This is a genomic window from Kribbella sp. NPDC049174 (assembly GCF_043197365.1).
In the GTDB taxonomy this organism is placed as follows: Bacteria; Actinomycetota; Actinomycetes; order Propionibacteriales; family Kribbellaceae; genus Kribbella.
This window is the reverse complement of sequence record NZ_JBICSZ010000007.1, coordinates 185694-210587: the sequence shown is the minus strand read 5'-3', so window position 1 is coordinate 210587 and position 24894 is coordinate 185694. Positions and strand designations below refer to the sequence as shown.

Here is a 24894-nt window from a genome sequence, read left to right as displayed (position 1 = left end):
CTATCCGGTTGCCACTGAGAGCTGGGCGCGGAGCCCGGCGCGCAGTGGGATACACATCGGCTTGCCGCTGACCGGGTGCGGGACGACCTTCGACTCCACCCCGAACACGTCGCGGATGATGTCGCAGGTGAACACGTCTTCCGGTGTTCCCTGGGTGACGAGGCCGCCGGACTTCATCACGAACACGTGATCGGCGTACTCGGCGGCCATGTTGAAGTCGTGCAGCACCATCGCGACCGTCTTGCCCTGCTCCTGGTTGAGCTGGTGCAGCAGGTCGAGCACCTCGAGCTGGTAGGCGACGTCCAGGTACGTCGTCGGTTCGTCGAGCAGGATCAGGTCCGTGCCCTGGGCCAGGCACAGCGCGATCCAGACCCGCTGCCGTTGACCACCGGACAGCTGATCGACGTGCTGGTGCCGCAGTTCCGCCGTACTGGTCACGTCCATCGCCCACTCGACGGCCTCCTTGTCGGCCGGGCTGGGCACCTTGAGGGACGCGCGGTGCGGATGGCGGCCGAACCAGACCAGGTCCTCGACCGAGATGGACTCGGGCGTGACCAGGACCTGCGGCAGGATCGCGAGCAGCCGGGCCACCTCCTTCGTCGGCGTGTCCTGGATCGACTTCCCGTCCAGGATCACACTTCCCTTCTGCGGGGGCAGCAACCGGGCCAGGGCCCGCAGCGCGGTGCTCTTGCCCGACCCGTTCGGACCGATCAGCACGCTGACCTTCCCGTCCGGGATGGTCAGGGTCAGGTCCTTGGCGATGACGCGCTGGTCATAGGCGAGCTGAACGCCCTGTGCCTGGAGACGCATGGCGGTTCTCCTACTTTCCGGTCTTCACGAGCAGGTAGAGGAAGTACGGTCCGCCGACGACTGCTGTCACCAGACCGGCGGGGATCTCGAGCGGCGGGGCGAGGCCGCGGCCGAGCATGTCGGCGAAGAGCATCAGCAGGACGCCGAACAGCGCGGCGGCCGGGATCGACGCGATGTGCTTGCCGCCGAACACCCGCCGGGCCATGTGCGGTGCGATCAGACCGACGAAGCCGATCGTGCCCGACACCGCGACCGCCGCGGCGGCCAGTGCGACCGAGAACAGCAGCAACGTCCGCCGGGTCCGCTCGACCGGCTCACCGAGTCCGGCGGCGAGGTCGTCACCGAGCCCGAGTACGTCGAGCTTGCGGCTCCAGATCACGATCAGCGGCACGAGGACCAGCACCCAGGGCAGGATCTCGAGCACCGAACTCATCGACCGGCCGAACAGACTGCCGGTCAACCAGATCAGTGCCGCGCTCACATCGAGCGGATTACGCACCAGCAGGAACCTGATGCCCGCCTCGAAGGCCGCACTGACCGCGATACCGACGAGCGCGATCCGAACCGGAGTAGCGCCGCGCCGATAGGCCAGCAGGTACACCAGGGCCGCGGCCGCCAGACCACCGACGAACGCCGCCGGTACGACGGCCACCACCGGCATCCCGGGGATCGCGAGCAGCAACAGCATGCCGGCGAACCCGGCACCCTTGGTCACCCCGACGACATCAGGTGCGGCGAGCGGGTTGCGGATCACACCCTGCATCACCGCGCCGGACACCGCCAGCGCGATCCCGACCAGCCACGCCAGCAGGACCCGCGGCAGCTGGAACTGCACCACGATCTGCGCCGCCTGATCACTGGTGTTGCCGATCACGGCATTGAACACGTCACCCATCGACACATCCGTCGCGCCGACGCTGAGACTGTAGAAACTCAGCACCACCGCCAGCACGCAGAGCGATCCCATCAGAACCGATGGATGCCGCTGGGCCAGCGACGTACGCCGAACGTGCTGCGCGACAATCGCCGTACTACTCATCGACGTCCTCGCTTCGCTCCGGGCGCCGATGAGGCACGAGTGGACTGCGCTTGATGATGAACTCGCTTCGCTCGTTCATGAGGTCACCTTCTGTCGACGAGCCAGGTAGACGAAGATCGGTGCACCGATCAGCGCGGTGACCACACCGGCCGGCACCTCGAACGGTGGCTTGATGTACCGGGACGAGATGTCGGCGTAGAGCACCAGCACACCGCCGCCGACCGCACACAGCGGCAACAGCACCGTGTAGCTGGAACCGACCAGCCGACGCATGATGTGCGGCACGATCAGCCCGATGAACGCGACGGGACCGGCCACCGACACCGCCGCACCACACAACACGATCACCAGCGCCGACCCGAACATCCGCGTCCGCTCGACGTTCTGACCCAGACCGCGGGCCATGTCGTCACCGAGCGCCAGCAGATTCAGCGGCCGCGCCATCGCGAACGCGCCGATCAGGCCGAGGACCAGCCACGGCAGCAGGTTGCGGATGTCCTGCCAGCCGGCGAAGTTGACGCCGCCGACCAGCCAGAACAGCACGCTGTCCGCCGAGTTCTCGTCGAAGATGATCAGGACCTGCGTCAGCGAGATCAGCAGACTGCTCGCCGTCACCCCGGCCAGGGCGAGCCGGACCGGACTGATCCGGCCCCCACCCGATCCCGCCAGCATCATCACCGCGACACCCGCCGCGGCCGCACCGCCGAACGCCAGCAGAATCGTCGGAGCACCCGACAGCGACGGCACCACGGTGATCGCGAGTACGACGACGAACACCGCGCCGGCGTTGACACCCATGATCTCCGGTGCCGCCAGCGGGTTCGCGGCGACCGCCTGCATCAGCGCGCCGGCGACCGCCAGGGCGGCGCCGACGCACAGCGCCAGCACCACCCGGGGCAGCCGGATCGACTGGATGATCAGCTCATCGGGCTGATCGGCCTTGAAGATCGCCCCTGGCAACCGCGCCAGCGAGATCTGCTGACTCCCGATCGACAGGCCCCAGACCACGCCGGCCACGACCAGCACCAGGAGTGCCAGCGTCACCCAGGTGACCCGCTGCTTGTTGGTGACGATCCTCGGACGCTTGTGAGCGGCGTCCTCGGCCGGTTTGGGCACAGTGCCCACAGGTGTGGACATGTCACTTCCCGTAGAGGAGCTTGACGGCTTCCTGAGCGACGACTTCGGAGGCGATCAGACCGCGCGACCGGGACCACTCGTTCGGGTTGACGTCGAAGGTCGCGTTGTTCTTCACCGCCGGGATCTCCTTCCACAGCGGACTCTTCACCCAGGTGTCGCGCAGCGTCGGTCCGTCGTTCGGGGCGATGAACATGACGTCCGGCTTGGTGGCGACCAGCGTCTCCAGCGTGAGCGAGACCGACGCGTCCCCGGACTCGTCCGGCAGCGGCGACCGGATTCCGACGACGGCCAGGACGCCCGGCGTGTAGGCCTTCGGCGGGAACCCGGTGAAGCCCTTGTCCGAGGCGCGCACGAACAGCGCCTTGCGGCTCTCGTCCGCGGGCGCCTGGGCCTTCAGGTCGGCCATCAGCTTGGCGTGCTCGGACAGCCGGGTCTTCATCTGGTCGCACTTGTTCAGCGCGATCGCGGTCGACATCTCGCTGTCCAGCACCTGCTGGTAGTTGCCGTTCAGGCTGGCATAGGCGATCGTCGGCGCGATCTTGGACAGCTGGGCGTAGATCGCCTTGTGCCGGCCGCTGTCGGCCACGATCAGGTCGGGCTTGAGCGCGGTGATCACCTGGATGTTCGGCGTCGCCCGGAGGCCGACCGACTTGTACTCGCCGACCTTGTCGCGCAGGGCGGGGATGATCCGCTCCGGCTGGTCGTCGTCGGCGACACCGACCGGCGACATCCCGACCGCGACCAGGGCGTCGACGAAGGAGTACTCCAGTGCCACCACCTTGGTCGGACTGCCGGTGATCGTGGTGGTGCCCAGATCGTGTTTGACGGTGCGGGACTCTTTCCCGCACTGCTCCAGGTTGACGTCCGGGCTGACGCCCTCGGCGGCCGCGGCGCGGTCGGCATTCGGCGCCGCGCCGGTGGAGGGCGAGGCAGACGCGCCGCAGCCGGCCAGGGCGGCCGCGGCGACGGTCAGGGCTAGGACGGCGACAGTACGCCGTACCTTCGTGGCGGAGTGGGACATGGCACGTGCTCCTCGGGCTGAAGCTGGGTCATCGGGTACCGGCGAGTGCTTGCGCCGGACCGGGGACGTCGGGACGGTCGTCCGGACAGTGCCCCGTCAGCGTTGTCGCTTGAACGATGGCGACGTCCAGGTGCGTGCCTCGCAAGGCGGAGGAGCGTCCTCGATGCGGGGTTCATCGTGGGCGCTCCTCCAACGCAGCGAGGTGCGCGCCTGGGCGTCGGCAGCGTCAAGCGACAACGCTGACGGGGCACTAGGACCGTCGTACAGATTCCACGGCGCCTGCTGGTAGCTGTTCGCACACGGCAGGCCCGGAGTGAGCCGGTAGGTGCCAGTGGTCAGATCGACCAGGCTGGACACGATGGTGGCGTAACGGTCGAGCTCGTGCCGGCGCGGATCGACGTGCTGGCAGACGGCGTCGGGGTGGCCGAAGTGGTCGCTCATCGTGTCCTGCACGATCTTCGCGATGGCCTCATCGGAGGTGCCGTCGCGGCGGACCCGGTGGAGGCCCTCCTCGACTCGCGGCACCCGGTAGAGCGAATCCACCGAGAACGGCTGGTAGCTGTCCTCGATCTGCGGTGGGACGAAGGCCTGGAAGTGGTTGCCGTGCACCAGCAACCCCTCGGTCGGGTACATCCAGGCGTTGCGTCCCGGGGTGGTCTCGACGTCGATGGCGAAACCGTCCCGATGGGTGAGCAGGAGATTGCTGGACAAGGTCTGGCGGGCGTCGAAGATCGCCTTCAGCGCCTCGTGGAAGTCCCAGCTCTCCAGGACTTTGCGTCGTACGAACGCGCCGGGGATACCGAGCCCGGTGCCGAAGCCGGCCCCGAGACCGTTGGCGTTCAGCGCGATCCCGGCCGAGTTCGCCCCGTGCCGGCCGACCTGGCCGGCCTCGACGTGACAGATGATCGTGGGCTTGCCCGGTTGTGCGATCCGGACGGCGACGATCGTGTCGGCGACCCCGGCCCACAGATCCCAGTTCTGCCCGGCCCAGACCCGGCCGAGCGGGTTGGCCGCGGGCAGGATCGCGAACGAGGTGCAGCCCTCGTCCTCGGTGGGGTCGCCACCCAGCCCGGCGGTGGAAGGGGAGGCGCCGGGCTGGGTGGTGGTCTGGAACGGGTTCCCCCGCGTCAGCTCGCCCCGGCTGTTCAGGGCGACGATCTCCTCGAAGGCGCGGCCGGAACCGTCGGCGATCCCGCGCAACTCGGGCACGATCTCCGGCAGGTAGTCCTCGATGATCGGGACCCAGGCGCGGGCCCGGTCCTGCACCTCGGGCCAGGACAGTCCCGTCTTGTGGGCGACGGACTCGGTGTAGAAGGCGACCGAACGGGCGATCTGCTCACGTGCGGCCTCGCCGTACTGGCGACCGCGTTCCCGCGGGTCCGCCGCCGAGATGTCGATGGTGTCGATCACGGATGCTCCCTGGACTGGACGGAGTCAGGTGGGGCGACCCCTCTCCCACCACCTGCCGCCGGAGTCGGCGGCTCTTGTTGTCGTTGTGTTCACTACGAATATTCAGATGACGGTAGTGATTGCTACAATCGCTGTCAACGGGTTCGCGAATGAAATGATGGGCCGACTCGTACGGAGGGGATCGACGTGACCACAGCAGAGGCCAAACCGCCCACCTTGCAGGAGCGGGTGGCGGCACGACTCGCCGACCTCACCGCGACCGAGCGGAAGGTCGCGGAGTACCTGTCCGCGCATCCGCAGGAGGCCGCGTTCTCGTCCGCCGAGGAGCTCGGCCGGGCGACCGGCACCAGCGACGCGAGCGTCGTCCGGACCGCCAAGGCGCTCGGGTACGACGGACTGCCCGGGCTGAAGCGTTCACTACAGGATCACCTGCAGACCCTGCTCACCCCGGCCAGCCGGCTCACCGCCAGCCTCGAGACGCTCGGCGACGGGCCCGAGGAGGTACTGCGGGCGACCCTGCGCGATCACATCGAGCACCTGATGATCGCCGAGCAGACCATCGACCCGGACGAGTTCCGCCGAGCGGTCGAGCTCATCGACGGCGCCCGGGAGACGGTCGTCTGCGGATTCGCCGGCCTGGACGGCGTCTCGGAGTACGTCGCCACCCACCTGACCCGGATCGGGCACCGGGCCCGGGTCGCCACCGACACCGGGTACCGGCTGGCGGACCGGATCCTGCTGCTCGGGAGCGAGGACGTCGTCGTCGTGATGGCGCACAACCGGCTGAACCGCGAGGCGCGGATCATCCTGGACCACTGCAGCGAGACCGGCATCCCGGTGATCCTGGTGACCGACACCCTCGGCGAAGCGTTGCGGGACGAGGTGGCCGTCGTCCTGTCCACCCGGATGAGCCGGCCCGGGACCTACACCAGCCAGGTGATGGTCCTGATCGTGCTGGAGGCCCTCGTCATCGCCGTCGCCGCCCACGACCGCGATCGCGCGCTGAGCAACACCGTCCGGATGAACCAGCTCCGCGAGCAGCTCAACGGCTACCCGCTGGCCGACGAGACGGTCCTGGGTCTCCCCCGCACCGCCCCACCGAGGTCCAAACCGCGTCGCCGCAGCTAAGCGGGCTAGACCTTGCCTTCGGTCCGTTCGTAGACGTCGGCCTCGAACTCTTCCAGCAGACGTTCGCAGTCGGCGACCTTCGAGTGCGCCAGCTCCTTGCCGTCGGCACCCATCCAGTCCCGGCCCTCGACCTTCGCGAGCCAGCGGCGGAGCTTCTCCAGGTCCTGGCGAATCTCCTCGGCCTCCTCGAACGTGTAGTTCTCCCGGAACCGCTCGAACTCGATCTCCTTGACGAACTTGGTGTCGCACTCCTCGACGATCTCGGCGTACTCCTTCGCGGACTGGCTCCGGAAGCCCTCCACGAACTGCGAGCGCGCATCCTCGTCGACATCGGTGAGGGTGAGGAACACACTCGAGCCGCCGAGCTCGGCGACCCGCTCCCGCACCTTCTCCATACCGGTCCGCAGTTCTTCGCGATCCGGCAGCACACACACCGCCTGCTGGACGTAGAACCCGCCGAGCCGCTTCAGCTCCCGCCAGACCGCCACCCGCGCCCGCGACGAGTCGCTGGGCACCTTGTAGATCAGCAGCAGCCAGGCCTCGGTGTCAGGGGTGGTCACCGCAGCCTTCGTCCGTCGGGTCGTCGCCATGCCGCACAGGTTATCCGGCCTCCCGCGCACTCACACGATTGCGCAGTCCTTCGACCAGGTGAGGCATCACCTCCCGCCAGTCCGCGACCAGCCCGACGTCACAGTGCGCGAAGACCTCCGCGGCCGGGTCGGTGTTGATGGCCAGCACGGTCCCGGCCCGACTCGCGCCGGCCAGGTGGTTCAGGTTGCCGGACAGGCCGACCGCGAAGTACATCCGCGGTGCGACGCTGCGGCCGGTGATGCCGAGCTGCCGACCGTGCGGCAACCAGCCTTCGTCGGTGACCTTGCGGGTCGCGGCCAACTCCGCGCCGAGCAGGACGCGCATGGGCTCGAGCTCGGCGTATCTATCCGGCGGTACGCCGCGGCCTACTCCGATCACCACATCGGCGCGGTCGAGCGCGTCGCCTTCACTTCCGGTACGACGCTCTGCCCGGCGTACGGCTGGATCGTCCGATACGTGCAGGGTGTGCTGGTCCAGGGGACGGTCGGCTCGCGGGGTGCGCAGTGGGAGCAGGCCGGTCCTCAGCGTCGCGATCTGCGGCGATCCGTGGCTGACGATCTCGGCCAGGGTGCCGCCGCCGGAGGGCTTCAGGCCGGCCAGGTGGGTGCCGTTGATGCTCAGGCTGACCAGGTCGGACATCAGTCCGGCGCCGGTCGCGACTGCGAGCCGGGCCAGCACCTCGCGGTCCCAAGGCAACGCCGCGCCGAGCACCGCCCAGGGCTCGCGGTCGGCCATCCACTTCACCAGGCTCTCGGCAACCGGGCGTGGTTCGTCACCCGTCAAGGTCACGACCGCGTCAGCACCCCAGCGCGCGAGATCGTCACTACTGTGCTCTGTCCTTACTGCGGTCACCGACCCGCCGACGTCTGCTGCCAGGGTCGCGGCCGCGCCGAGAAGCGCCTGAGTGCCGGCCGACGGGCCGGGACCAACAAGCACAACCACCTCGGATCCACCCGGGAGCTGACTATTGGGGACGGGCTCGACCAATTCCGCGTGGGGAGCCTCGAAGCAGCCTCGGGCGGTTAGTTCGGTGATGGCTCTGGATGCCTGGGTTTCCGGGCGGCCGCGGAAGATGACGGGGTCTCGGGTGAGGGGCGCCGGGTGGACGTTGGCGACCTTGGTGGGGCTGCCGGGCAGGCCCCAGCGGCCGGGGCTCAGATCAGACGTGGTGACGCGGCGGATGGCGTCCCCGGTGGGCCAGGTCTCCGCGGGTGCCTTGGCCGGATTGCACGAGCGTTCGGCTACGGCCACCACCGCGGGGAGTTGTACGTCGACGTCCTCGGTGCCGGTGTCGTACTGGACCGTCGTTCGAAGCCGCGTCGTCGAACCGGACGTGTGTGGTTCGAGGGTCAGGACCGGGCCGGTGAAGGGCAGGCCGAGGAGTTCGGCCAGCATGGCGCCGACCGCGCCGGTGCTGCCGTCGACGGAGCTGGCACCGACCAGGATCAGGTCCGGCCGGTCGTCCAGCACCGCGATCGTGGCGGCCAGCGCGCGAGCGGTGATCAGGCAGTCCGACCCGGCCAGCGCCGGGTCCGTCAGGTGCAGAGCGTCGTCCACACCCCACGCGAGCGCCTCGCGCAGTACGTCGGCAGCCGCCGGAGGACCCATGGTGATCGCCGTGCTGCGACCGCCGGACTCCGCCGCCAGCCGGACGGCCTGAGCGACGGCCCGGCGGCACCACGGGTTCATCTCGGTGACGGCGCCGGCCCGCTCGAGCCGTCCGTCGGCGTCCAGGCGACCGCTGTGGTCACCCTTCGGCACCTGCTTGATCAAAGCCGTGATGCGCACAACGGCCGCCCTCCTTGGGTCATGACAAACCGGTTCCTACTGCTAGTCCGATGACGAATGTGACAGCGGCCGATACTCCGCCCAGGAGCAGCTGCCGCCCACCGCCGTACCAGAACGGGCGTGCGGTGATCTTGCCGACGATTCCGCCGGTGACGACCAGGCCGAGCGCGCTCAGCAACAGCGCCGGCCAGACGCTGATGGCGCCGAAGATGAACGGGAGCAGCGGAATCACCGCGCCGAGGGCGAAGGCGACGAACGACGATCCGGCCGCCAGCCACGGCGACGGCAGGTCGTTGGGGTCGACCCCGAGCTCCTCGCGAACGTGGACGTCGAGCGCGACCGCCGGGTCGCTGGTCAGCTCGCGGGCGACCTCCGCCGCGAGCTCGGGACGCAGGCCCTTCGCCTCGTACATCATCGCGAGCTCGCGCTCTTCTTCCTCGGGGTGGATCTGCAGCTCGCGCCGTTCGATCTCGATCTCGGCCTGCATCAGCTCGGTCTGGGACGAGACCGAGGTGAACTCGCCGGACGCCATCGAGCAGGCGCCGGCGACCAGGCCGGCCAGTCCGGTGATGATCACGACCTTGCCGGTCGCACCGCCGCCGACCACACCGGCGACGAGGGCGAAGTTCGACACCAGGCCGTCCATCACGCCGAAGGTCGCGGGCCGCAGCCAGCCGCCGGTGACGTCGCGGTGGGAGTGGTGAATCTCGGGAGTCGGTAGTTCCGCTACATGCGCGGTCATTGTCGAAGAATCCTTCCGCGGGGGTAGGTGAGCGTAACCTTAGTTAAATTGCATCACCTGTTACATCAGTCTACTCGTTACCATTCTGACCCCGCAACGATTCCTCACTCAGGCGGCTCAGCACGTAGGGCAGGACGCCGCCGTGGTGGTAGTAGTCGACTTCTCGAGGGGTGTCGAGGCGGATCTTCAGCCGGTACTCCCGACCCGCGGAGTACGCGGTGGCGAAGCCGTCGTCGCCGAGGTGGATGTCGATCGGCTCCGCGCCGGTGAGGTCGTCGCCCTCACCCGGCTGGAACTCCAGCGGCAGGATGCCGAGCCCGACCAGGTTCGACCGGTGGATCCGCTCGAACGACTGGGCGAGGACCGCCCGCACCCCGAGCAACGCCGGACCCTTCGCGGCCCAGTCCCGGGACGACCCGGTCCCGTACTCCTTGCCGGCGACAACCACGATCGGTACGCCGGCCGCGCGATACGCCTCGGCCGCGTCGTAGATCGACGTCAGTACGCCGTCCGGCCCGGGTGTCGTCGGCCCTTCGACGCCCTGGGCAAGCTGATTGCGCAGCCGGACGTTGCCGAAGGCACCCCGCATCATCACCAGATGGTTGCCCCGACGCGACGCATAGGTGTTCGGCTGCGTCACCCCGAGGTCCAGCAGATAGCGCCCGGCCACACTGTCGACCGGGATCGCGCCCGCGGGCGAGATGTGGTCAGTGGTGACCGCGTCGCCCAGTCGCACCAACGCACGCGCACCGATCAGGTCACCCGGAGCGGCCTGCTGGTCGAAGTACGGCGGCCGCTGCAGATAGGTCGAATCACCCCAGGCGAAGGTCTCACCGTCGGGCACCTCGAGCCGCTGCCAACGGTCGTCACCGACGAAGATGTCGTCGTACGCAGTGTTGAAGAGCTCGGGTTTCAGCGTCTGGCTGATCACCGCGCCGATATCGGCCGACGACGGCCAGAGGTCGGCGAGGTAGACCTGATCGCCGCTCGTGTCGATGCCGAGGGGCTCGGTGAGCAGGTCGATGTCCATCCGGCCCGCCAGGGCGTAGGCGATCACCAGCGGCGGCGACGCGAGGTAGTTGAGTCGTACGTCGGGCTGGATCCGGCCCTCGAAGTTGCGGTTGCCGGACAGTACTGCGGCAACAGTCAGGTCCTGCGCACGGACCGCCTCGCCGACCGAGTCGATCAGCGCACCCGACGCCCCGATACACGTCATACAGCCGAAGCCGGCCAGGTGGAACCCGAGCTTCTCCAGGTACGGCGTGAGGCCGGCGTCGCCGAGGTAATCCATCACCACGCGCGATCCGGGCGACAGTGTCGTCTTCACCCACGGTTTGCTGGTGAGACCGCGCTCGACCGCGTTCCTGGCGAGAAGTCCGGCGGCGACCATCACCTCGGGGTTGGACGTGTTCGTGCAGGAGGTGATCGCCGCGACCACGACAGCACCATGCCCCGGAGCCCCGACGGTACGGCGCCCCGGCGGGAGCTCCGCCTCAACGGCTCGGCGAGCGTCGGCGAGTGAGGTGCGCTGCTGCGGCCGGCGTGGACCGGCGATCGATGGGACCACCGTGGTCAGGTCGATGTCGACGTACTCGTCGTACCGAAGCTCCGCCGGGTCATGCCACAGCCCTTGTGCACGCGCATAGGTCTCGACCACCGCGACCTTCTCCACCGGCCGCCCGGTGAAGAGCAGGTAGTCCAGCGTTTGCTGGTCGATCGGGAAGTACGCCACGGTCGAGCCGAACTCCGGGCTCATGTTCGCGATCGTGGCCCGATCCGGCACCGGCAGCTCGGCCAGCGCGGGGCCGCCGAACTCGACCAGCTTGCCGACCACACCGTGCGCCCGCAGCGTCTCGGTGATCGTCAGCACCAGATCGGTCGCGGTCGTGCCGATCGGCAGCGAACCTGTCAGCCGTACGCCGACCACCCGCGGCAGCACCATCGACACCGACTGCCCGAGCATCGCCGCCTCGGCCTCGATCCCGCCGATCCCCCAGCCGAGCACACCCAGCCCGTTGACCATCGTGGTGTGCGAATCCGTGCCCAGACAGAGATCCGGGAACAGCAGGCCGTCGCGCTCCTCGACCACCCGGGCCAGGTGCTCCAGGTTGATCTGGTGCATGATCCCCGCACCCGGCGGGACGACCTTCAACTGCTGATAAGTCTGCTGCCCCCAGCGCAGGAACCGGAACCGCTCGGCGTTGCGCTCGTACTCCAGGGCAACGTTCAGCTGCATCGCGTCCGGCCGTCCGAAGGCGTCGGCGATCACCGAGTGATCCACCACCAGCTCGGCCGGGATCAGGGGGTCGACCAGCGCCGGATCCTTGCCCTGGGCCACCATCGCGTCACGCATCGCGGCCAGGTCCGCGAGCACCGGTACGCCGTTGGTGTCGTGCAGGAACACCCGCGACGGATGCACCTCCAGCTCACCGATCACGCCGGGCTCCCAGACCCTGAGCACATCGCTCGACGTCCGGTGCCGGAGCGCGTTCTCGAGCAGGATCCGCAGCGTCCGTGGCAGGTGGTCCGGCGCGATTCCGTCCAACGAATGGAAGGAGTATTCGCGGTCCCCGACGGTCAGGGTGCTCATCTCAAACCGTCGGCCACGGCCGTGGCGAACTCCGACGTACCGGCCGTTCCGCCGAGGTCCGCCGTCCGGATGCCTCGAGCGACGGTTGCCCGCAGCCCCTGCTCGACCAGTACGGCGGCCTGCCGGGCGATCGGGTCGTCGCGCCGGTTGCCGAGCCAGTCGAGCAGCATCGCACCCGACGCGATCATCGCGGTCGGGTTGGCCAGGTTCCGGCCGGCGATGTCGGGTGCCGAGCCGTGCGCGGCCTGGGCCATCGCGTGGTCGCTGGAGGCGTTGATGGACGGCGCGATGCCGAGGGATCCGGCCAGTTCGCCGGCCAGGTCGGACAGGATGTCGCCGAACATGTTCTCGGTGACGAGGACATCGAAGTCGGCGCCGTGCCGGACCAGATGAACGGTCATCGCGTCGATGTGGAAGTCGTCGACCCGGACATCCGGGTACTCGGCGGCGATCTCGCGGCAGATGTCCCGGAAGAAGCCCGTGGTCAGACGCAGCACGTTCGCCTTGTGGACGATGGTCAGATGCCGGCTGCGCCGCGAGGCGAGCTCGAACGCCTGGCGCGCGATCCGCTCGATCGCGGGGCGGGTGAAGATGCCCATCGCGATCGCCACGTCCGGGGTCGGCATGTACTCGCCGGTGCCGCGATACGTACTGCGGTCGGCGTAGAAACCCTCGGTGTTCTCCCGGACGACGACCAGGTCGAGGCCGGGCACCAGCGCGGGCGTCCCCTCGAAGGCCTTCGCCGGCCGGATGTTCGCGAACAGGTCGAAGTGTTTGCGCAGGAAGCCGCTCGGGTTCAGCTGCACTCGATGCTCATCCGGGTACGACGCACTGTCATGCGGACCCAGCAGCCAGCCGTCGAGCTGCTCGAGCGTCTCCAGCGTGATCGGAGGGAGCGCACTGCCGTGCGTCTCGATCGCGTCGGCACCGACCGGGAGTGGAACCCACTCGATCGGCGCACCACCGGCAGCAGCCACCGCCGCGTCGAGCACCTGGACGGCCGCGGGCACGATCTCGGGCCCGATGCCGTCACCGGCCAGCACACCCAGCCTGTAGTTGTCCGCCATGGCCACCTTCCCAACAGCACGTCCACCTGATCAGCTCTGACTATGAGTCGTTATAACCTTCTGCGTCAACTGGTCGCCCATGATCGTCTCAAGGCTTGAAATCAGGCGGTCTGTGCCCGATTCTCGTTATAACCAGATGGCTGAGGTAAGTTGTAGCCCGGTCCGGACGAGGAGGGCAGGCGTGGCAGAGGCGAATCTGGCGACCACCGGGGCGACCAAGATGGCGACCAAGGCCGAGGTCGCGTACGAGCTCGTCCGCGAGCAGGTGCTGCGCGGGGATCTGGTGCCCGGCGCGGTCATCCAGCAGGCGGCGCTCGCCCGGGAGCTGGGGATCAGCACGACGCCGCTGCGGGAGGCGCTGCGGCGGTTGATGAGTGACGGACTGGTGGAGCTCGATGCGCACCGGGACGCGCGGGTCACCCGGCTGACCGCCGAGGAGGCGCGTGACCTGGTCGAGCTGCGGCGGTCACTCGATCCGCTCGCGGCCGGGCTCGCGGCCGAGCGTCGTACCCGGCAGGACCTCGAACTGATCCGGGCGACGGCGGACGAGTTGCTGCCGTTGCGGACCGACCCCGGGCCGGCCGAGTTGTCCACGCATCGGCGGTTCCACGTCGCGATCTACACCGCGTCGCACAACCAGATGCTGGTCCAGACCCTGGACGGACTGTGGGACAAGGCGGACCGGTACCGCAGGCTTGCTCTCGAGGACGGCCGGACCGAAGAGGATCTGGACCGCACCCACGCCGAGCACCGCGCAATGGTCGACGCGATCGCGGCCGGGGACTCCGAGACGGCCGCCACGGTCATGCTCGCCCATGTCGACGCCAGCCTCGGTGCGCGCGCGGTCGCCCGCCTCACCTCCGCCGCCGCCCAACCCGTCGCCCGGTCACTCCGGGGCATCCGAGGAGCACGCACATGACCGACGCGCTGTGGAGCGGTTACCAGCATCGTGCGGTCGACGTCGACGGCTGGACGACGTACTGGCGGCTCGACCCCCGCGGTCACGACTTCCGGCTGATCGACTGGACCGGGTATCCGGATCGCCCTGGTCACCGGCTGTGGGACCGCGCCGCGACCCCCGCCGGTGTCCGGGCCGCCTGGCGTACGACGGCGTCCTCGGTGAGCCTGGAGATCCGCGCGAGCCTCGGCATCTACTCGTTGATCGCCCCGATGGACGTGCTGGTCGACGGCGAGCTGCACGAGCGCTGCGTCGTCCGTGACGGTGAGCAGCGGCTCGTGGTCGAGCTGCCGGACCGGCCGGTCGAGGTCGAGATCTGGCTGCCGCACTCGGGCGTGATCGGCGTCCGCGGACTGACCTTCGACGGTGCGGCCGAGCCCCTGGCGCCGGCCGGACCGCGGTGGATCACCTACGGCAGCTCGATCACGCAGTGCACCGGGGCCTACGGACCGTCGGAGACGTGGCCGGCCCTGGTCTCGCGGACGCATGGGTGGGACCTGGTTGCGCTCGGCTTCGCCGGCGAGTGCCACCTCGACCCGGTCGCGGCCCGCACGATCCGCGACACCCCTGCCCGGCTCATCTCGATGTGTCTCGGGATCAACATTTACGGCGGTGAGACGTACAGCGGCCGCACCTTGCCGGCGCAGGTCGAGGCGTTCGTGTCGACCGTCCGCGCGGGGCATCCGAAAACCCCGCTCGTCGTGATCACCCCGCTCGTCGCACCACAGCTCGAAGGCAAACCGAACGCGGTCGGCCTCACGCTGGACGACGTACGCGCCTGTGTGGAGCTCGGCGCCCGGACGGACCCCAGGGTGCGGATCATCGACGGGCGCACCGTCCTCACCGCGGACGAAGCGCTTACCCTGTACGTCGACGACGTACACCCCGGCCCCGACGGCTACCGCCTCCTCGGCGAACGCCTCGGCGCGCTGATCACTCTCGACGACTGAGGACCAGCGTCGCCGGTCAGGCCATCACTCGGCCGGGCTGAGGCTGGTGCCGAGGGCTTGCCAGTCGAGGACTGGTGCGGCGAGGGCGCTGATCGTTGCCAGCAGGCCCAGTCGGGCGGCGCGCAGGTCCGGGTCCTCGGCCATCACCAGGATTTCGTCGAAGAAGGTGGTGACCGGCTCGACCAGGACGGACGCGGCGGTGACGAAGTCGGCCAGCGCGGTCGGCGCCTGGCCGACCTTCTGGACCGCCTCGTGCAGGACGACCTCGGCCGGCTCGGTCAGCTTGCCCGCGTCGTACGACGCCTCGGTCCCTTCCGGCACGATCCGTCGCACCCGCTGCAGCACCGCGACCAAGTCGGCGAAGTCGCTGCTGCCGACCAGTTCTTGCAAGGAGGCCAGGGTCTCGTCCGCGACCGCCGGAGCCGTTGCCAGCGGCAACACCGCAGCCACCTGGTGGTGGTCGTCACCACGATCGATCAGCTGCTGCTCGTACCGCCGGACGGTGAACTCGGCGACCTCCTCCAGCGATTCCGCCGGTACATCGATGCCCTGGGCACCGATCTCCGCGGCGGCCGCCTTCAGGCCGGTCTCCAGGGTGATCGCCTGCAACGACGGGTGCTCGCGCAGGATCGCGACCACACCGGCGGCCGCGCGACGCAGCGCGAACGGGTCGGAGCTACCGGTCGGCTTGGCGCCGATGCCGAACAGGCCGGCCAGCAGGTCGAACCGGTCGGCGAGCGCGAGCAGCGCACCCGGCGTGGTCGACGGCACCGGGTCGCCCGCGGACCGCGGCAACTCCATGTCGTAGAGCGCCTGCGCGACGGCCTCGGCCTCACCGGCACGCCGCGCGTACTCGCGGGCCATCGTGCCGGCCAGGCTGGTCAGCTCGACCACCATCTGCGACCCGAGGTCGAACTTCGCCAGCTCGGCCGCCCGCCGCAGCGTGGTCAGGTCGTCGCCGTCCAGCCTCACCACCGCGGCCAGGGACGTGGCGATCCGGCCGATCCGCGCCGCCCGGTCGGCCATCGAGCCGAGCCGCTCCTCGAAGGCCAGCTTCTCCAGCTCGCTCTTCATGGTCTCGAGCGGCGTCTCCAGGTCGGCCCGCCAGAAGAAGGCGGCGTCCTCGTAGCGCGCCCGCAGCACCCCTTCGTTCCCGCCGCGGACCACGTCCTCGTCGACCGAGCCGTTGGCCACGGCAACGAAGTGCGGAAGCAGGTTGCCGTCGCCGTCGCGGACCGGCAGGTACCGCTGGTGCTTGCGCATCACGGTGGTCAGGATCTCGCCCGGCAGCGTCAGGTAGTCGGCGGAGAACCCACCGAGGATCGCGGTCGGCTCTTCGATCAGGTTGACGATCTGGTCGATCAGCGCGGACTCGCCCTCGACGTCGATCGTGCCGCCGACGCCCGCGGCGAGCTCCTGGGCCGCGGTCACGATCTGCTCGCGGCGACGAGCCGGGTCGGCCTCGATACCGTGGATCCGGAGCAGGTCCAGGTACCCCTCGGCCGCGGCGATCTCGACCTGGGTCTGGGCCGCGGTCCGGAGCACTCGCGTCGTCCGGCCGGCGGCCAGGGACGACACCGACACCGGAACGACCTGGTCACCGAGCAGCGCGACCAGCCATCGGACCGGCCGGGTGAACGACAGCTTGGCGTCGTTCCAGCGCATGTTCTTGTCGGACCGCAGCCCGCTGACGATCTCACTCAGTACGCCGCTCAGCACCTCGGCCGCACCGCGACCCGGGTCGGGCTTGGTCACCGCGACGTACTCGACACCGTCGACGTCCAGGTCGTGCAACTCGCTGACGTCGACACCCTGACCGCGGGCGAACCCGGCGGCGGCCTTGGTGACATTGCCGTCGGCGTCGTACGCGGTCGACTTCCGCGGACCACGCACCACCCGCTCCGCGTCCGGCTCGCCCGCCTGGACACTCGCGACGAAGGCGACGACGCGCCGGGGCGTCGCGTACGCCGTGATGTCGCCATGGCCGAGGCGGGTCGCGGCCAGCTTCTCGGTCAACGCGGTCCGCACGGCCTCGGCGGTCTTGGTCACCTCCGACGGAGGCATCTCCTCGGTGCCGATCTCGAACGTCAGCTGCCTGGTCCCGGTCACCGTCGGGAACGAGGTCGGCTCCGGCGCCGCCGCGGGCAGCTCGGCGATCCCCAACGGGTGCTCGAGCTCGGTACGACGCTCGGCCCACAACTGAGCCACCTCGCGGGCCAGCGACCGCATCCGGCCGAAGGCCTTGGCGCGTTCCGTCGTACTGACCGCACCGCGGGAGTCGAGCACGTTGAAGGTGTGCGAGCAGCGCAGCACGTAGACGTGCGCCGGGACCGGGAGACGCGCGTCGAGCATCCGGCGGGCCTCGTTCGCGTACTCCTCGAACAGCCGCTTCTGGCTGTCGACGTCGGCGTCGTCGAGGTAGTAGCGGCTCATCTCGTATTCGGCCTGGCCGAACGCCTCGCCGTAGGAGATGCCGGGCGCGTAGGCGATGTCCTTGAAGTGCGAGACACCCTGCAGCGCCATCATGATCCGCTCGATGCCGTAGGTGATCTCCACCGACACCGGGTCCAGCGTCATCCCGCCGGCCTGCTGGAAGTAGGTGAACTGGGTGATCTCCAGACCGTCCAGCCAGACCTCCCAGCCGAGCCCCCAGGAACCGGTCGCCGGGTTGGCCCAGTTGTCCTCGACGAACCGGACGTCGTGGGCGTGGATGTCGATCCCGAGCGCGGTCAGGCTGTCCAGGAACAGCTCCTGCGGGTTGCCCGGGTCCGGCTTGAGCACCACCTGGAACTGGGTGTGCGTCTGCAGCCGGTTCGGGTTCTCGCCGTACCGGCTGTCGTCCGGCCGGACGCTCGGCTCGACGTACGCGACCCGCCACGGCTCGGGACCGAGCACCCGCAGGATGGTCGCCGGGTTCAGCGTTCCGGCGCCGACCTCGGTGTTGAACGGCTGCACGACCATGCACCCGCGGTCGGTCCAGTACTTCGTCAGCGCCAGCAGCGCGTCCTGCATGGTGAGCACAACAAACCTCAAGCGTTCTTCCGAGGGGTATCGGGGGGAAGTCTATTCGTCCCCCGCCGGGGTCCGGTGCCCGGACTACTATCGGCGGCGTGACGGTTATGGAGGCGCAGGGGGCGGTCGACGCGGTCTGGCGGATCGAGTCGGCGCGGATCATCGCCGGGGTGGCCCGGATCGTGCGGGACGTCGGGCTGGCCGAGGAACTGGCGCAGGACGCCCTGGTGGCGGCGCTGGAGCAGTGGCCGGAGTCCGGCGTACCGAACAATCCCGGCGCCTGGCTGATGGCGATCGCCAAGCGCCGTGCGATCGACCTGATCCGGCGCAAGGAGACGTACCAGCGCAAGCTCGCCGAGATGGGCCACGAGCTCGAGATCGACGGTGAGAGCGTCGAAGACGATGTCGAGGCGATCCTCGAGGACCACATCGAGGACGACCTTCTCCGGCTGGTATTCACCGCCTGTCACCCGGTGCTGACCATGGACGCGCGGGTGACGCTGACGCTGAAGCTGCTCGGCGGCCTGAAGACCGACGAGATCGCCCGAGCGTTCCTCGCCCCCGAGTCGACGATCGCCCAGCGGATCGTCCGGGCCAAGCGCAATCTCGCCAAGGCCGGTGTCGAGTTCGAGGTCCCCTCGGGTGACGACCTGCTCGACCGGCTGACGAGTGTGCTCGAGGTCGTCTACCTGATCTACAACGAGGGGTACTCCGCGACCGCGGGCGACGACTGGATGCGCCCGGCGTTGTGCAACGAGGCGATGCGCCTCGGCCGGCTACTGGCCGAACTGATGCCCGAGGAGCCCGAGGTCCACGGCCTGCTGTCGCTGATGGAGCTCCAGGCCTCCCGCGCCAACGCCCGCATCGGCCCTGAAGGCGAGCCCGTCCTGCTGCTCGACCAGGATCGCCGCCGCTGGGACCGCCTGCTGATCAGCCGTGGTCTGGAAGGACTCGACAAGGCCTGGGCGCTGGACAAACCACCCGGCCCGTACCTGCTCCAGGCCGCCATCGCCGCCTGCCATGCCCGGGCGGCCGACCCCGACGACACCGACTGGGCCCGGATCGCCGGCCTGTACGCCGTACTCGCGCAAGTCACCCCGTCACCGGTGGTCGAGCTCAACCAGGCGGTCGCGATCTCGATGGCGTTCGGCCCGGAACGCGGACTCGCGGCCGTCGACGCGCTCGCGGACGAGCCGTCCCTGAAGGACTACCACCTGCTGCCCAGTGTCCGCGGCGACCTGCTGTTCAAGCTCGGCCGGCTCGACGAGGCGCGCGCCGAGTTCGAGAAGGCGGCCGGCCTGACCCGCAACGAACGGGAACGCACCCTGCTGCTCGAGCGTGCGGCGGCCTGTCAGTAAGTTCTCCGCTCCGACGTGTCGATTTCCGGGACCGATGTTCGACGCAGTGGTGAGGCCAGCCGATTGGCCCACGATGCAGGAGGAACATCATGGAGAAGGTCACGTCGGCGGACGGCACCGCCATCGCGTACGACCGGCTCGGCGACGGACCCGCGGTGGTCCTTGTCTGCGGCAGCTCCGTGGACCGGGTGGCGAACGCCGGGCTCGCCGCGCTGCTGGCCCAGAACTTCACCGTCTACAACTACGATCGCCGCGGCTGCGGTGACTCCGGCGACGGCGCGGAGTACGCGATCGAGCACGAGATCGAGGACCTGGACGCGATCTTCGCGGCGGTCGGCGGCTCCGCCCACCTCTGCGGTACGTCCTCCGGCGCCGCCCTGGCCCTGCTGGCAACGGCCGCCGGCCGCCCGGTCACCAAGCTGGCCCTCTGCGAGCCGCCCGAGCCGCCACCCGACACGGTGGTGGTACCCACCCAAGTGTTCACCGGCACCCCGGCCGCCCTGGCCCCCGCACTGAAGGAGTTCTTCGCATGAACACTGTCGCTTCCCAGGACGGTACGACGATCGCCTACGACAAGCGTGGCAGCGGCCCGGCGCTGGTGCTGGTGGACGGCGCGCTGTGCAGCCGGGCACAAGGCCCGATGCCGGAGCTCGCCGAGCTGCTGGCGTCCGAGTTCACGGTCTACAACTACGACCGGCGTGGTCGCGGCGACAGCGGTGACGCGGCGGAGTACGACGTCGAGCGCGAGATCGAGGATCTGGCCGCGGTGATCAAGGCGGCCGGCGGGTCGGCGTACGTCTACGGCACGTCGTCGGGTGCGGCGCTGACGCTGCGGGCCGCGGCAGCCGGGCTGCCGATCACGAGGCTGGTCGCGTTCGAGCCGCCGTACGTCGTGGACCAGAGCCGCAAGCAGATCCCGTCGACCTGGGCCGCGGACATGCGCGCGCTGAGCGACGCGGGCAAGCCGGGTGAGGCGGTCAAGTACTTCATGACCAAGGGGATCGGGCTGCCGGGGTTCGTGGTCGGGATGATGAAGCTGATGCCGGCCTGGAAGGGGATGAAGGCGGTCGCGCACACCCTTCCGTACGACGCCGCGCTGCTCGGCCCGAACTGCTTCGGCCGGCCGCTCGACCCGGAGCAGTGGGCGACGATCGAGGCGCCGGCGCTGGTGGTCAACGGCGGGAAGAGCCCGGGCTGGATGCGGACGTCGGTGAAGTCGCTGGCGGGCGCCGTACCGGGGGCGAAACACGAGGAAGTGCCTGGTCAGAACCACATGATCAAAGCGTCGGCGATCGCCCCGGTGATCTCCGGCTTCCTACAGTGACACCCAGCCTGCGCTGAACAGACCGCGAGGGGCGCCCGTCTCCGGGCGCCCCTCGAGTCGTGCGTGGCTCAGGTCAGCCGTTGATGAGCCCGGAAGCACCCGCGCGGGCCGCGTCGAAACGGGCCTGGGCGTCGCCCCAGTTCACCACGTTCCACCAGGCCTTGACGTAGTCCGGCTTCACGTTCTTGTACTGCAGGTAGAAGGCGTGCTCCCACATGTCCAGCATCACGATCGGGATCTGGCCGGCCGGCAGGTTGCCCTGCTGGTCGTACAGCTGGTGGACGAGCAGCCTGCCCGCCAGCGCGTCCCAGCCGAGGATCGCCCAGCCGGAGCCCTGGATGGTGGTCGCCGCCGCGGTGAAGTGGGCCTGGAAGCCGTCGTACGAGCCGAAGAACTCGTCCACCGCGGCACCCAGCTCGCCGTCCGGCTTGTCGCCGCCGTCCGGTGACAGGTTCTTCCAGAAGATCGAGTGGTTGACATGCCCGCCGAGGTTGAAGGCGAGCGACTTCTCCAGCCCGACGATGGCGCCGAAGTCACCCTTCTCGCGGGCCGCGGCCAGCTTCTCGAGGGTGTCGTTCAGGCCGTTCACGTAGGTCTGGTGGTGCTTGGAGTGGTGCAGCTCCATGATCTCACCGGCGATGCTCGGCGCCAGTGCGCCGTAGTCGTAGGGGAGGTCGGGAAGCGTGTACGTGGTCAACTCTGCTCCTTCGTCGGGGCCCGCGGGGGCCGATATCTCCGATGTCCTGTTTCAGCGGCACCAGCTTGAAACTTCAACCACGGTTGAGGTCAAGGCGCCACGCGGGAGAACCCGGCCGGCACCTCCGCCCAGTGCCCGATCCGGGCCTGTTCACACGGGCCCACACCGGTCACCCCCAGCTTCACATACTCCGCCCGCGGAGCCACGGGCGAGTCTCATCTATCCAGCATCACGCGCGGTTCTATCCCAGCACCGCGCGCAGGGCGACCGCGAACGGCTCGGGGTCCTCGGCGAATCCGATGTGATCACCCGGGAACCGGGTCGGCTCGATCCCGAGCCCGGCGGCCAGTGCGATCGAGGTCCGCTCGCACAGCTGCGCGCCCGACTCCTCGCCGATCCCGACCACGATGCGGACACTGCCGTCCCGCAGCGCGCCGAAGTCCGGCTCCCAGGTGACCGACGCCCGCAGCTCGTGCTCGAACCAGAACCGCTCGTCGGCGACGACCCGCGGATCCCGCTCGCCGCCGAACATCGGTTCGATCGCACCGTCCGGCACCTGGATGTTCGCCAGCGCGAAGAACTGCTTCCAGGCACCGATCACGTCCCCGGCCAGGTAGTCGGCCATCATCCGCTCCGACGCGGCCAGCAACTCGTCGGCGTCCTCGACCAGCCGATCCAGCGGCGGCTCGTGGGCGATCACCGTGCTGACCAGGTCCGGATGCGCCTGAGCCAGGGCCAGCACGGTCACCGCGCCGCCACTCGACCCGAACGCGGTCGCCGGCCCGGCGTCCACGTGCCGGATCAGCCGGGCCAGGTCGTCCGCACGCTGCCCAGGCGTCGACCCCTCACTGCGCAGTGAGCTGCGGTTGATCCCGCGTGGATCGGTGGTGAGCACGGTGTGATCACTCGCCAGCAGGTCGGCGAGCGGCGCGAACGAATCGGCATCCATCGGCGCACCGACCAGAACCACCAGGGGTCCGGTGCCGCGCACCTCGTAGTACAGCTCCGCATCGGGCACGCTCAGGGTGCTGCCGGAAACCGAGCTCGCAGTCGTGTTGCTGATCATGGTGTCCTCCTTCGACGAGTTCTTGCCGCTACCACGAACGGCACCTCGCGAAATGGACAGCCGGGTCGGTGCTGGACGGAAACCTGCCCAGCACCCGGGGACCACGTCAGTTCTTGTAGAGATCCGAGTCGGGGTCGAAGTCGGCTTCTTCGACCACTCGGCGGACCTCGACCTCGCTGCCGAGGGCTTCGGCCAGGCGGGCGGCCCATTCGACGGCCTCGTCGCGGGTGCGGACCTCGACGACGATGACGCCGCCGATCAGTTCCTTGGTCTCGGCGAACGGTCCGTCGGTGACGGTGCGCTTACCGGCCTCGACCTTCACCCGGGCGCCGAGGGCGCTGCGGTGCACACCTTCGGCGAACAGCAGGACGCCCGCCTTCGACATCTCCTCGACGGCCTGCCCGACGGCCGCGGCCACCTCGTCGGACGGGAACTTTCCGGCCTCGCTGTCCGCGTCCGCCTTGTTGATGATCATGTATCGCATCGCAGTGGTTCTCCTCGTCGTGTCGGTCGATCACTTACTCTCACGTCGAGCGGTTCACCACCAGATCGACACACGCCACGACAAGAATTCAGCGGCCCGCCATCGGAGCGGTCAGGGCCGTACAGTCCCGGTTGACTAGTTCGGCTGGTCGCCGTTCGGGTGGAACGCGCAGGCGTCCACGAGGTCCTGCGTGGGGCCTGGGGGCGCCGGCGTGGCTTGCTTGCGGGCGGGCGTGGTCGACTTCGGGGTCGCCGGTGTGGTCGGGGCGGTGGTCGGCTCGGGCGTCGGCTGCTCGAGAGCATTCTCGACCGTGTCGCGCAGCGCGTCGTAGTCCGGGTGCAGGTACTTCAGCCGCAGCTTGGCGACGTCGAGAGTGACGTTGGAGACGGTGCCGGACTTCACCCTGAGGGCGAGCTGGACCAACGCGGGCAGCAGTTCCTGCGGGATGTCGGTGCGGAGCAACTGCTGGCCGGCCTTGGCGATCGCCTGGTACTTGGTCACCAGGGTCCGCGGGTCCGCCGCGTCGACGATGCCCTTGATCGCGCAGCGCTGGCGGATCTGGCGCTGGTCGTCGTCGGCACCGTACCGGCCGCGGGCGAACCACAGCGCGTGCCGCCCGTCGAGGTGCTGTTTCGGTCCCGGCTCGATCCACTCGTCCGGCGGGATGTGGGAGCTGCTGACGCCGCCCATCGCGACCCGCTCGTTGACGTTGACGGTGATCCCGCCGAGCGCGTCGACGAGTTCGGCGAAGCCCTTCAGGTTGACCTGCAGGTAGTAGTCGAGTTTCAGCCCGATCGCCTCACCGACGGACTGCTTCAGGACGTCGGCGCCCTCGTTGTCGGACGGGCCGAGGATGCCGGGGTGCGCGGCCGGGATGTTCTGGTACATCGCGGTCAGCATCCACTCCAGCCGGCCCTCCAGGCTGAGCCCTTCCTGGCCGTACCCGTCGGGGTAGATCTTGTGCAGCGGCGAGTCCTTCGGGAACGGCATGAAGGTCAGCTGCCGCGGCATCGAGACCAGCGCGGTGTTACCGGTCTTGGTGTCGATACTCGCCACGATCACCGTGTCGGTCCGGACCCCGGGCCGGCTCGGGGCGTCGTCGCCGCCGAGCAGCAGCAGGTTCAGCCGCGGCTTGTCCTCCCACGGGTCCTTGGTGTTCACCACCTCCGGCCGGGTCGCGCTCCGGCTCTCCCCCTGCGCGACGAACACATCCTGGACCAGGTCGCGCTGCGCCAGCACACTCTGGACGCCGAGCGCCGCCGGCGCCGCGATCGCGAAACACAGGACGCCGACCAGCAGCGCCCCGACCGCCCGGCCGCCGGCCCCACCTGTTGCCGGACGCAACGAGCGGTGCGAGGCGACGATCACCACGATCCAGAGGAACCCGAGCGTCCCGATCGCCACCGAGGTCATCAGCAGCCGGCTCGGTACGACGGCCGCCGCCAGCACCTCCTCGCGCCGGGTCAGGCCGACGTACACGCCGAGACCGATCAGCCCGAGCGTCACGGTCAGGATGAAGGCGCCGATCCGGCGCCGCCCGCCGGCGATCAGACCGGATCCGGGGAGCAGCGCGCCGAGCAGGGTCAGCCCGAGCAGCTTCGGCACCGATCGCAGCCGTCGCCCGGCCGGCTCGCCTTCCGTCAACTCAGAAATCGCCGTCGGCAACTCGGAACTCCCCGTGGCGCCTGCCTCGCGCGAGCGTCTCCCCATGGCTCCCCTGTC

At 69.3% G+C, this 24894-nt stretch carries 21 protein-coding genes; 6 read left to right on the top strand and 15 right to left on the bottom strand.

The window, feature by feature from the left end:
- The 5 genes from ACGFIF_RS30735 to ACGFIF_RS30715 all read right to left on the bottom strand — a co-directional run bounded on the left by ACGFIF_RS30735 (nucleotide 1) and on the right by ACGFIF_RS30715 (nucleotide 5417).
- The gene (locus ACGFIF_RS30735; RefSeq protein WP_393159305.1) at nucleotides 1-810 is read right to left on the bottom strand and encodes an ABC transporter ATP-binding protein; all 810 of its coding nucleotides are present in this window, start codon (nucleotides 808-810) and stop codon (nucleotides 1-3) included.
- Between the two features lie 10 nt (nucleotides 811-820).
- The gene (locus tag ACGFIF_RS30730; protein ID WP_393159304.1) at nucleotides 821-1849 is read right to left on the bottom strand and encodes a FecCD family ABC transporter permease; all 1029 of its coding nucleotides are present in this window, start codon (nucleotides 1847-1849) and stop codon (nucleotides 821-823) included.
- A 75-nt stretch (nucleotides 1850-1924) separates the two neighbouring features.
- Nucleotides 1925-2986 (bottom strand): FecCD family ABC transporter permease, encoded by a 1062-nt coding sequence (locus ACGFIF_RS30725; protein WP_393159303.1) that lies wholly within the window; start codon nucleotides 2984-2986, stop codon nucleotides 1925-1927.
- A gap of 1 nt (nucleotide 2987) precedes the next feature.
- Nucleotides 2988-4007, bottom strand: coding sequence for a Fe(3+) dicitrate ABC transporter substrate-binding protein (locus ACGFIF_RS30720; RefSeq protein WP_393159301.1), 1020 nt, complete (start codon nucleotides 4005-4007; stop codon nucleotides 2988-2990).
- Between the two features lie 96 nt (nucleotides 4008-4103).
- Complete coding sequence (locus ACGFIF_RS30715; RefSeq protein ID WP_393159300.1) at nucleotides 4104-5417, bottom strand: C45 family autoproteolytic acyltransferase/hydolase; 1314 nt, start codon at nucleotides 5415-5417, stop codon at nucleotides 4104-4106.
- Between the two features lie 186 nt (nucleotides 5418-5603).
- Between ACGFIF_RS30715 and ACGFIF_RS30710 the strand changes: the two genes are divergently transcribed.
- Complete coding sequence (locus tag ACGFIF_RS30710; RefSeq protein ID WP_393159299.1) at nucleotides 5604-6545, top strand: MurR/RpiR family transcriptional regulator; 942 nt, start codon at nucleotides 5604-5606, stop codon at nucleotides 6543-6545.
- 5 nt (nucleotides 6546-6550) lie between these two features.
- Here ACGFIF_RS30710 and ACGFIF_RS30705 read toward each other — a convergent pair whose 3' ends face one another.
- The 5 genes from ACGFIF_RS30705 to ACGFIF_RS30685 form a co-directional block, all read right to left on the bottom strand.
- The gene (locus ACGFIF_RS30705; protein WP_393159298.1) at nucleotides 6551-7135 is read right to left on the bottom strand and encodes a Chromate resistance protein ChrB; all 585 of its coding nucleotides are present in this window, start codon (nucleotides 7133-7135) and stop codon (nucleotides 6551-6553) included.
- Nucleotides 7136-7145: 10 nt separating this feature from the next.
- Nucleotides 7146-8924, bottom strand: coding sequence for an FAD-binding protein (locus ACGFIF_RS30700; RefSeq protein ID WP_393159296.1), 1779 nt, complete (start codon nucleotides 8922-8924; stop codon nucleotides 7146-7148).
- 19 nt (nucleotides 8925-8943) lie between these two features.
- Nucleotides 8944-9666, bottom strand: coding sequence for a VIT1/CCC1 transporter family protein (locus tag ACGFIF_RS30695; RefSeq protein ID WP_393159295.1), 723 nt, complete (start codon nucleotides 9664-9666; stop codon nucleotides 8944-8946).
- A gap of 70 nt (nucleotides 9667-9736) precedes the next feature.
- Nucleotides 9737-12256 (bottom strand): aconitate hydratase AcnA, encoded by a 2520-nt coding sequence (gene acnA / locus ACGFIF_RS30690; RefSeq protein ID WP_393159294.1) that lies wholly within the window; start codon nucleotides 12254-12256, stop codon nucleotides 9737-9739.
- On the bottom strand, nucleotides 12253-13323 hold the full coding sequence (locus tag ACGFIF_RS30685; protein WP_393159292.1) for an isocitrate/isopropylmalate dehydrogenase family protein: 1071 nt from the start codon (nucleotides 13321-13323) through the stop codon (nucleotides 12253-12255). The genes acnA and ACGFIF_RS30685 overlap by 4 nt, the downstream gene beginning before the upstream one ends.
- Before the next feature lie 181 nt (nucleotides 13324-13504).
- On the opposite strand from ACGFIF_RS30685, the gene ACGFIF_RS30680 reads away from it, so the two are divergent.
- Nucleotides 13505-14242, top strand: coding sequence for a GntR family transcriptional regulator (locus ACGFIF_RS30680; protein ID WP_393159291.1), 738 nt, complete (start codon nucleotides 13505-13507; stop codon nucleotides 14240-14242).
- Nucleotides 14239-15231: a GDSL-type esterase/lipase family protein gene (locus ACGFIF_RS30675; RefSeq protein ID WP_393159289.1), complete on the top strand. Its 993-nt coding sequence runs from the start codon at nucleotides 14239-14241 to the stop codon at nucleotides 15229-15231. Before ACGFIF_RS30680 ends, ACGFIF_RS30675 begins: the two co-directional genes overlap by 4 nt.
- A gap of 24 nt (nucleotides 15232-15255) precedes the next feature.
- Here the strand turns inward: ACGFIF_RS30675 and ACGFIF_RS30670 are convergent, their stop codons facing one another.
- A complete protein-coding gene (locus ACGFIF_RS30670; protein WP_393159288.1) occupies nucleotides 15256-18264 on the bottom strand; it encodes a glycine--tRNA ligase in 3009 nt (1002 codons plus the stop codon).
- An 86-nt stretch (nucleotides 18265-18350) separates the two neighbouring features.
- Here ACGFIF_RS30670 and ACGFIF_RS30665 point away from each other — a divergent pair, with 86 nt between their 5' ends.
- The 3 genes from ACGFIF_RS30665 (at nucleotide 18351) to ACGFIF_RS30655 (ending at nucleotide 20925) form a co-directional block, all read left to right on the top strand.
- Nucleotides 18351-19601, top strand: coding sequence for an RNA polymerase sigma factor (locus tag ACGFIF_RS30665; protein WP_393159721.1), 1251 nt, complete (start codon nucleotides 18351-18353; stop codon nucleotides 19599-19601).
- Nucleotides 19602-19690: 89 nt separating this feature from the next.
- Nucleotides 19691-20134 carry an alpha/beta fold hydrolase gene (locus ACGFIF_RS30660; protein ID WP_393159286.1) on the top strand — a complete coding sequence of 148 codons (444 nt, stop codon included), beginning with the start codon at nucleotides 19691-19693 and terminating at the stop codon, nucleotides 20132-20134.
- The gene (locus ACGFIF_RS30655; RefSeq protein WP_393159285.1) at nucleotides 20131-20925 is read left to right on the top strand and encodes an alpha/beta fold hydrolase; all 795 of its coding nucleotides are present in this window, start codon (nucleotides 20131-20133) and stop codon (nucleotides 20923-20925) included. The genes ACGFIF_RS30660 and ACGFIF_RS30655 overlap by 4 nt, the downstream gene beginning before the upstream one ends.
- A gap of 73 nt (nucleotides 20926-20998) precedes the next feature.
- Here the strand turns inward: ACGFIF_RS30655 and ACGFIF_RS30650 are convergent, their stop codons facing one another.
- The 4 genes from ACGFIF_RS30650 to ACGFIF_RS30635 form a co-directional block, all read right to left on the bottom strand.
- Nucleotides 20999-21622: a superoxide dismutase gene (locus ACGFIF_RS30650; RefSeq protein ID WP_393159284.1), complete on the bottom strand. Its 624-nt coding sequence runs from the start codon at nucleotides 21620-21622 to the stop codon at nucleotides 20999-21001.
- Nucleotides 21623-21863: 241 nt separating this feature from the next.
- Nucleotides 21864-22688, bottom strand: coding sequence for an alpha/beta fold hydrolase (locus ACGFIF_RS30645; RefSeq protein ID WP_393159283.1), 825 nt, complete (start codon nucleotides 22686-22688; stop codon nucleotides 21864-21866).
- Between the two features lie 106 nt (nucleotides 22689-22794).
- The gene (locus ACGFIF_RS30640) at nucleotides 22795-23172 is read right to left on the bottom strand and encodes a YciI family protein (protein ID WP_393159282.1); all 378 of its coding nucleotides are present in this window, start codon (nucleotides 23170-23172) and stop codon (nucleotides 22795-22797) included.
- Nucleotides 23173-23307: 135 nt separating this feature from the next.
- Complete coding sequence (locus ACGFIF_RS30635) at nucleotides 23308-24882, bottom strand: LCP family protein (protein ID WP_393159281.1); 1575 nt, start codon at nucleotides 24880-24882, stop codon at nucleotides 23308-23310.
- Nucleotides 24883-24894: the final 12 nt, after the last annotated feature.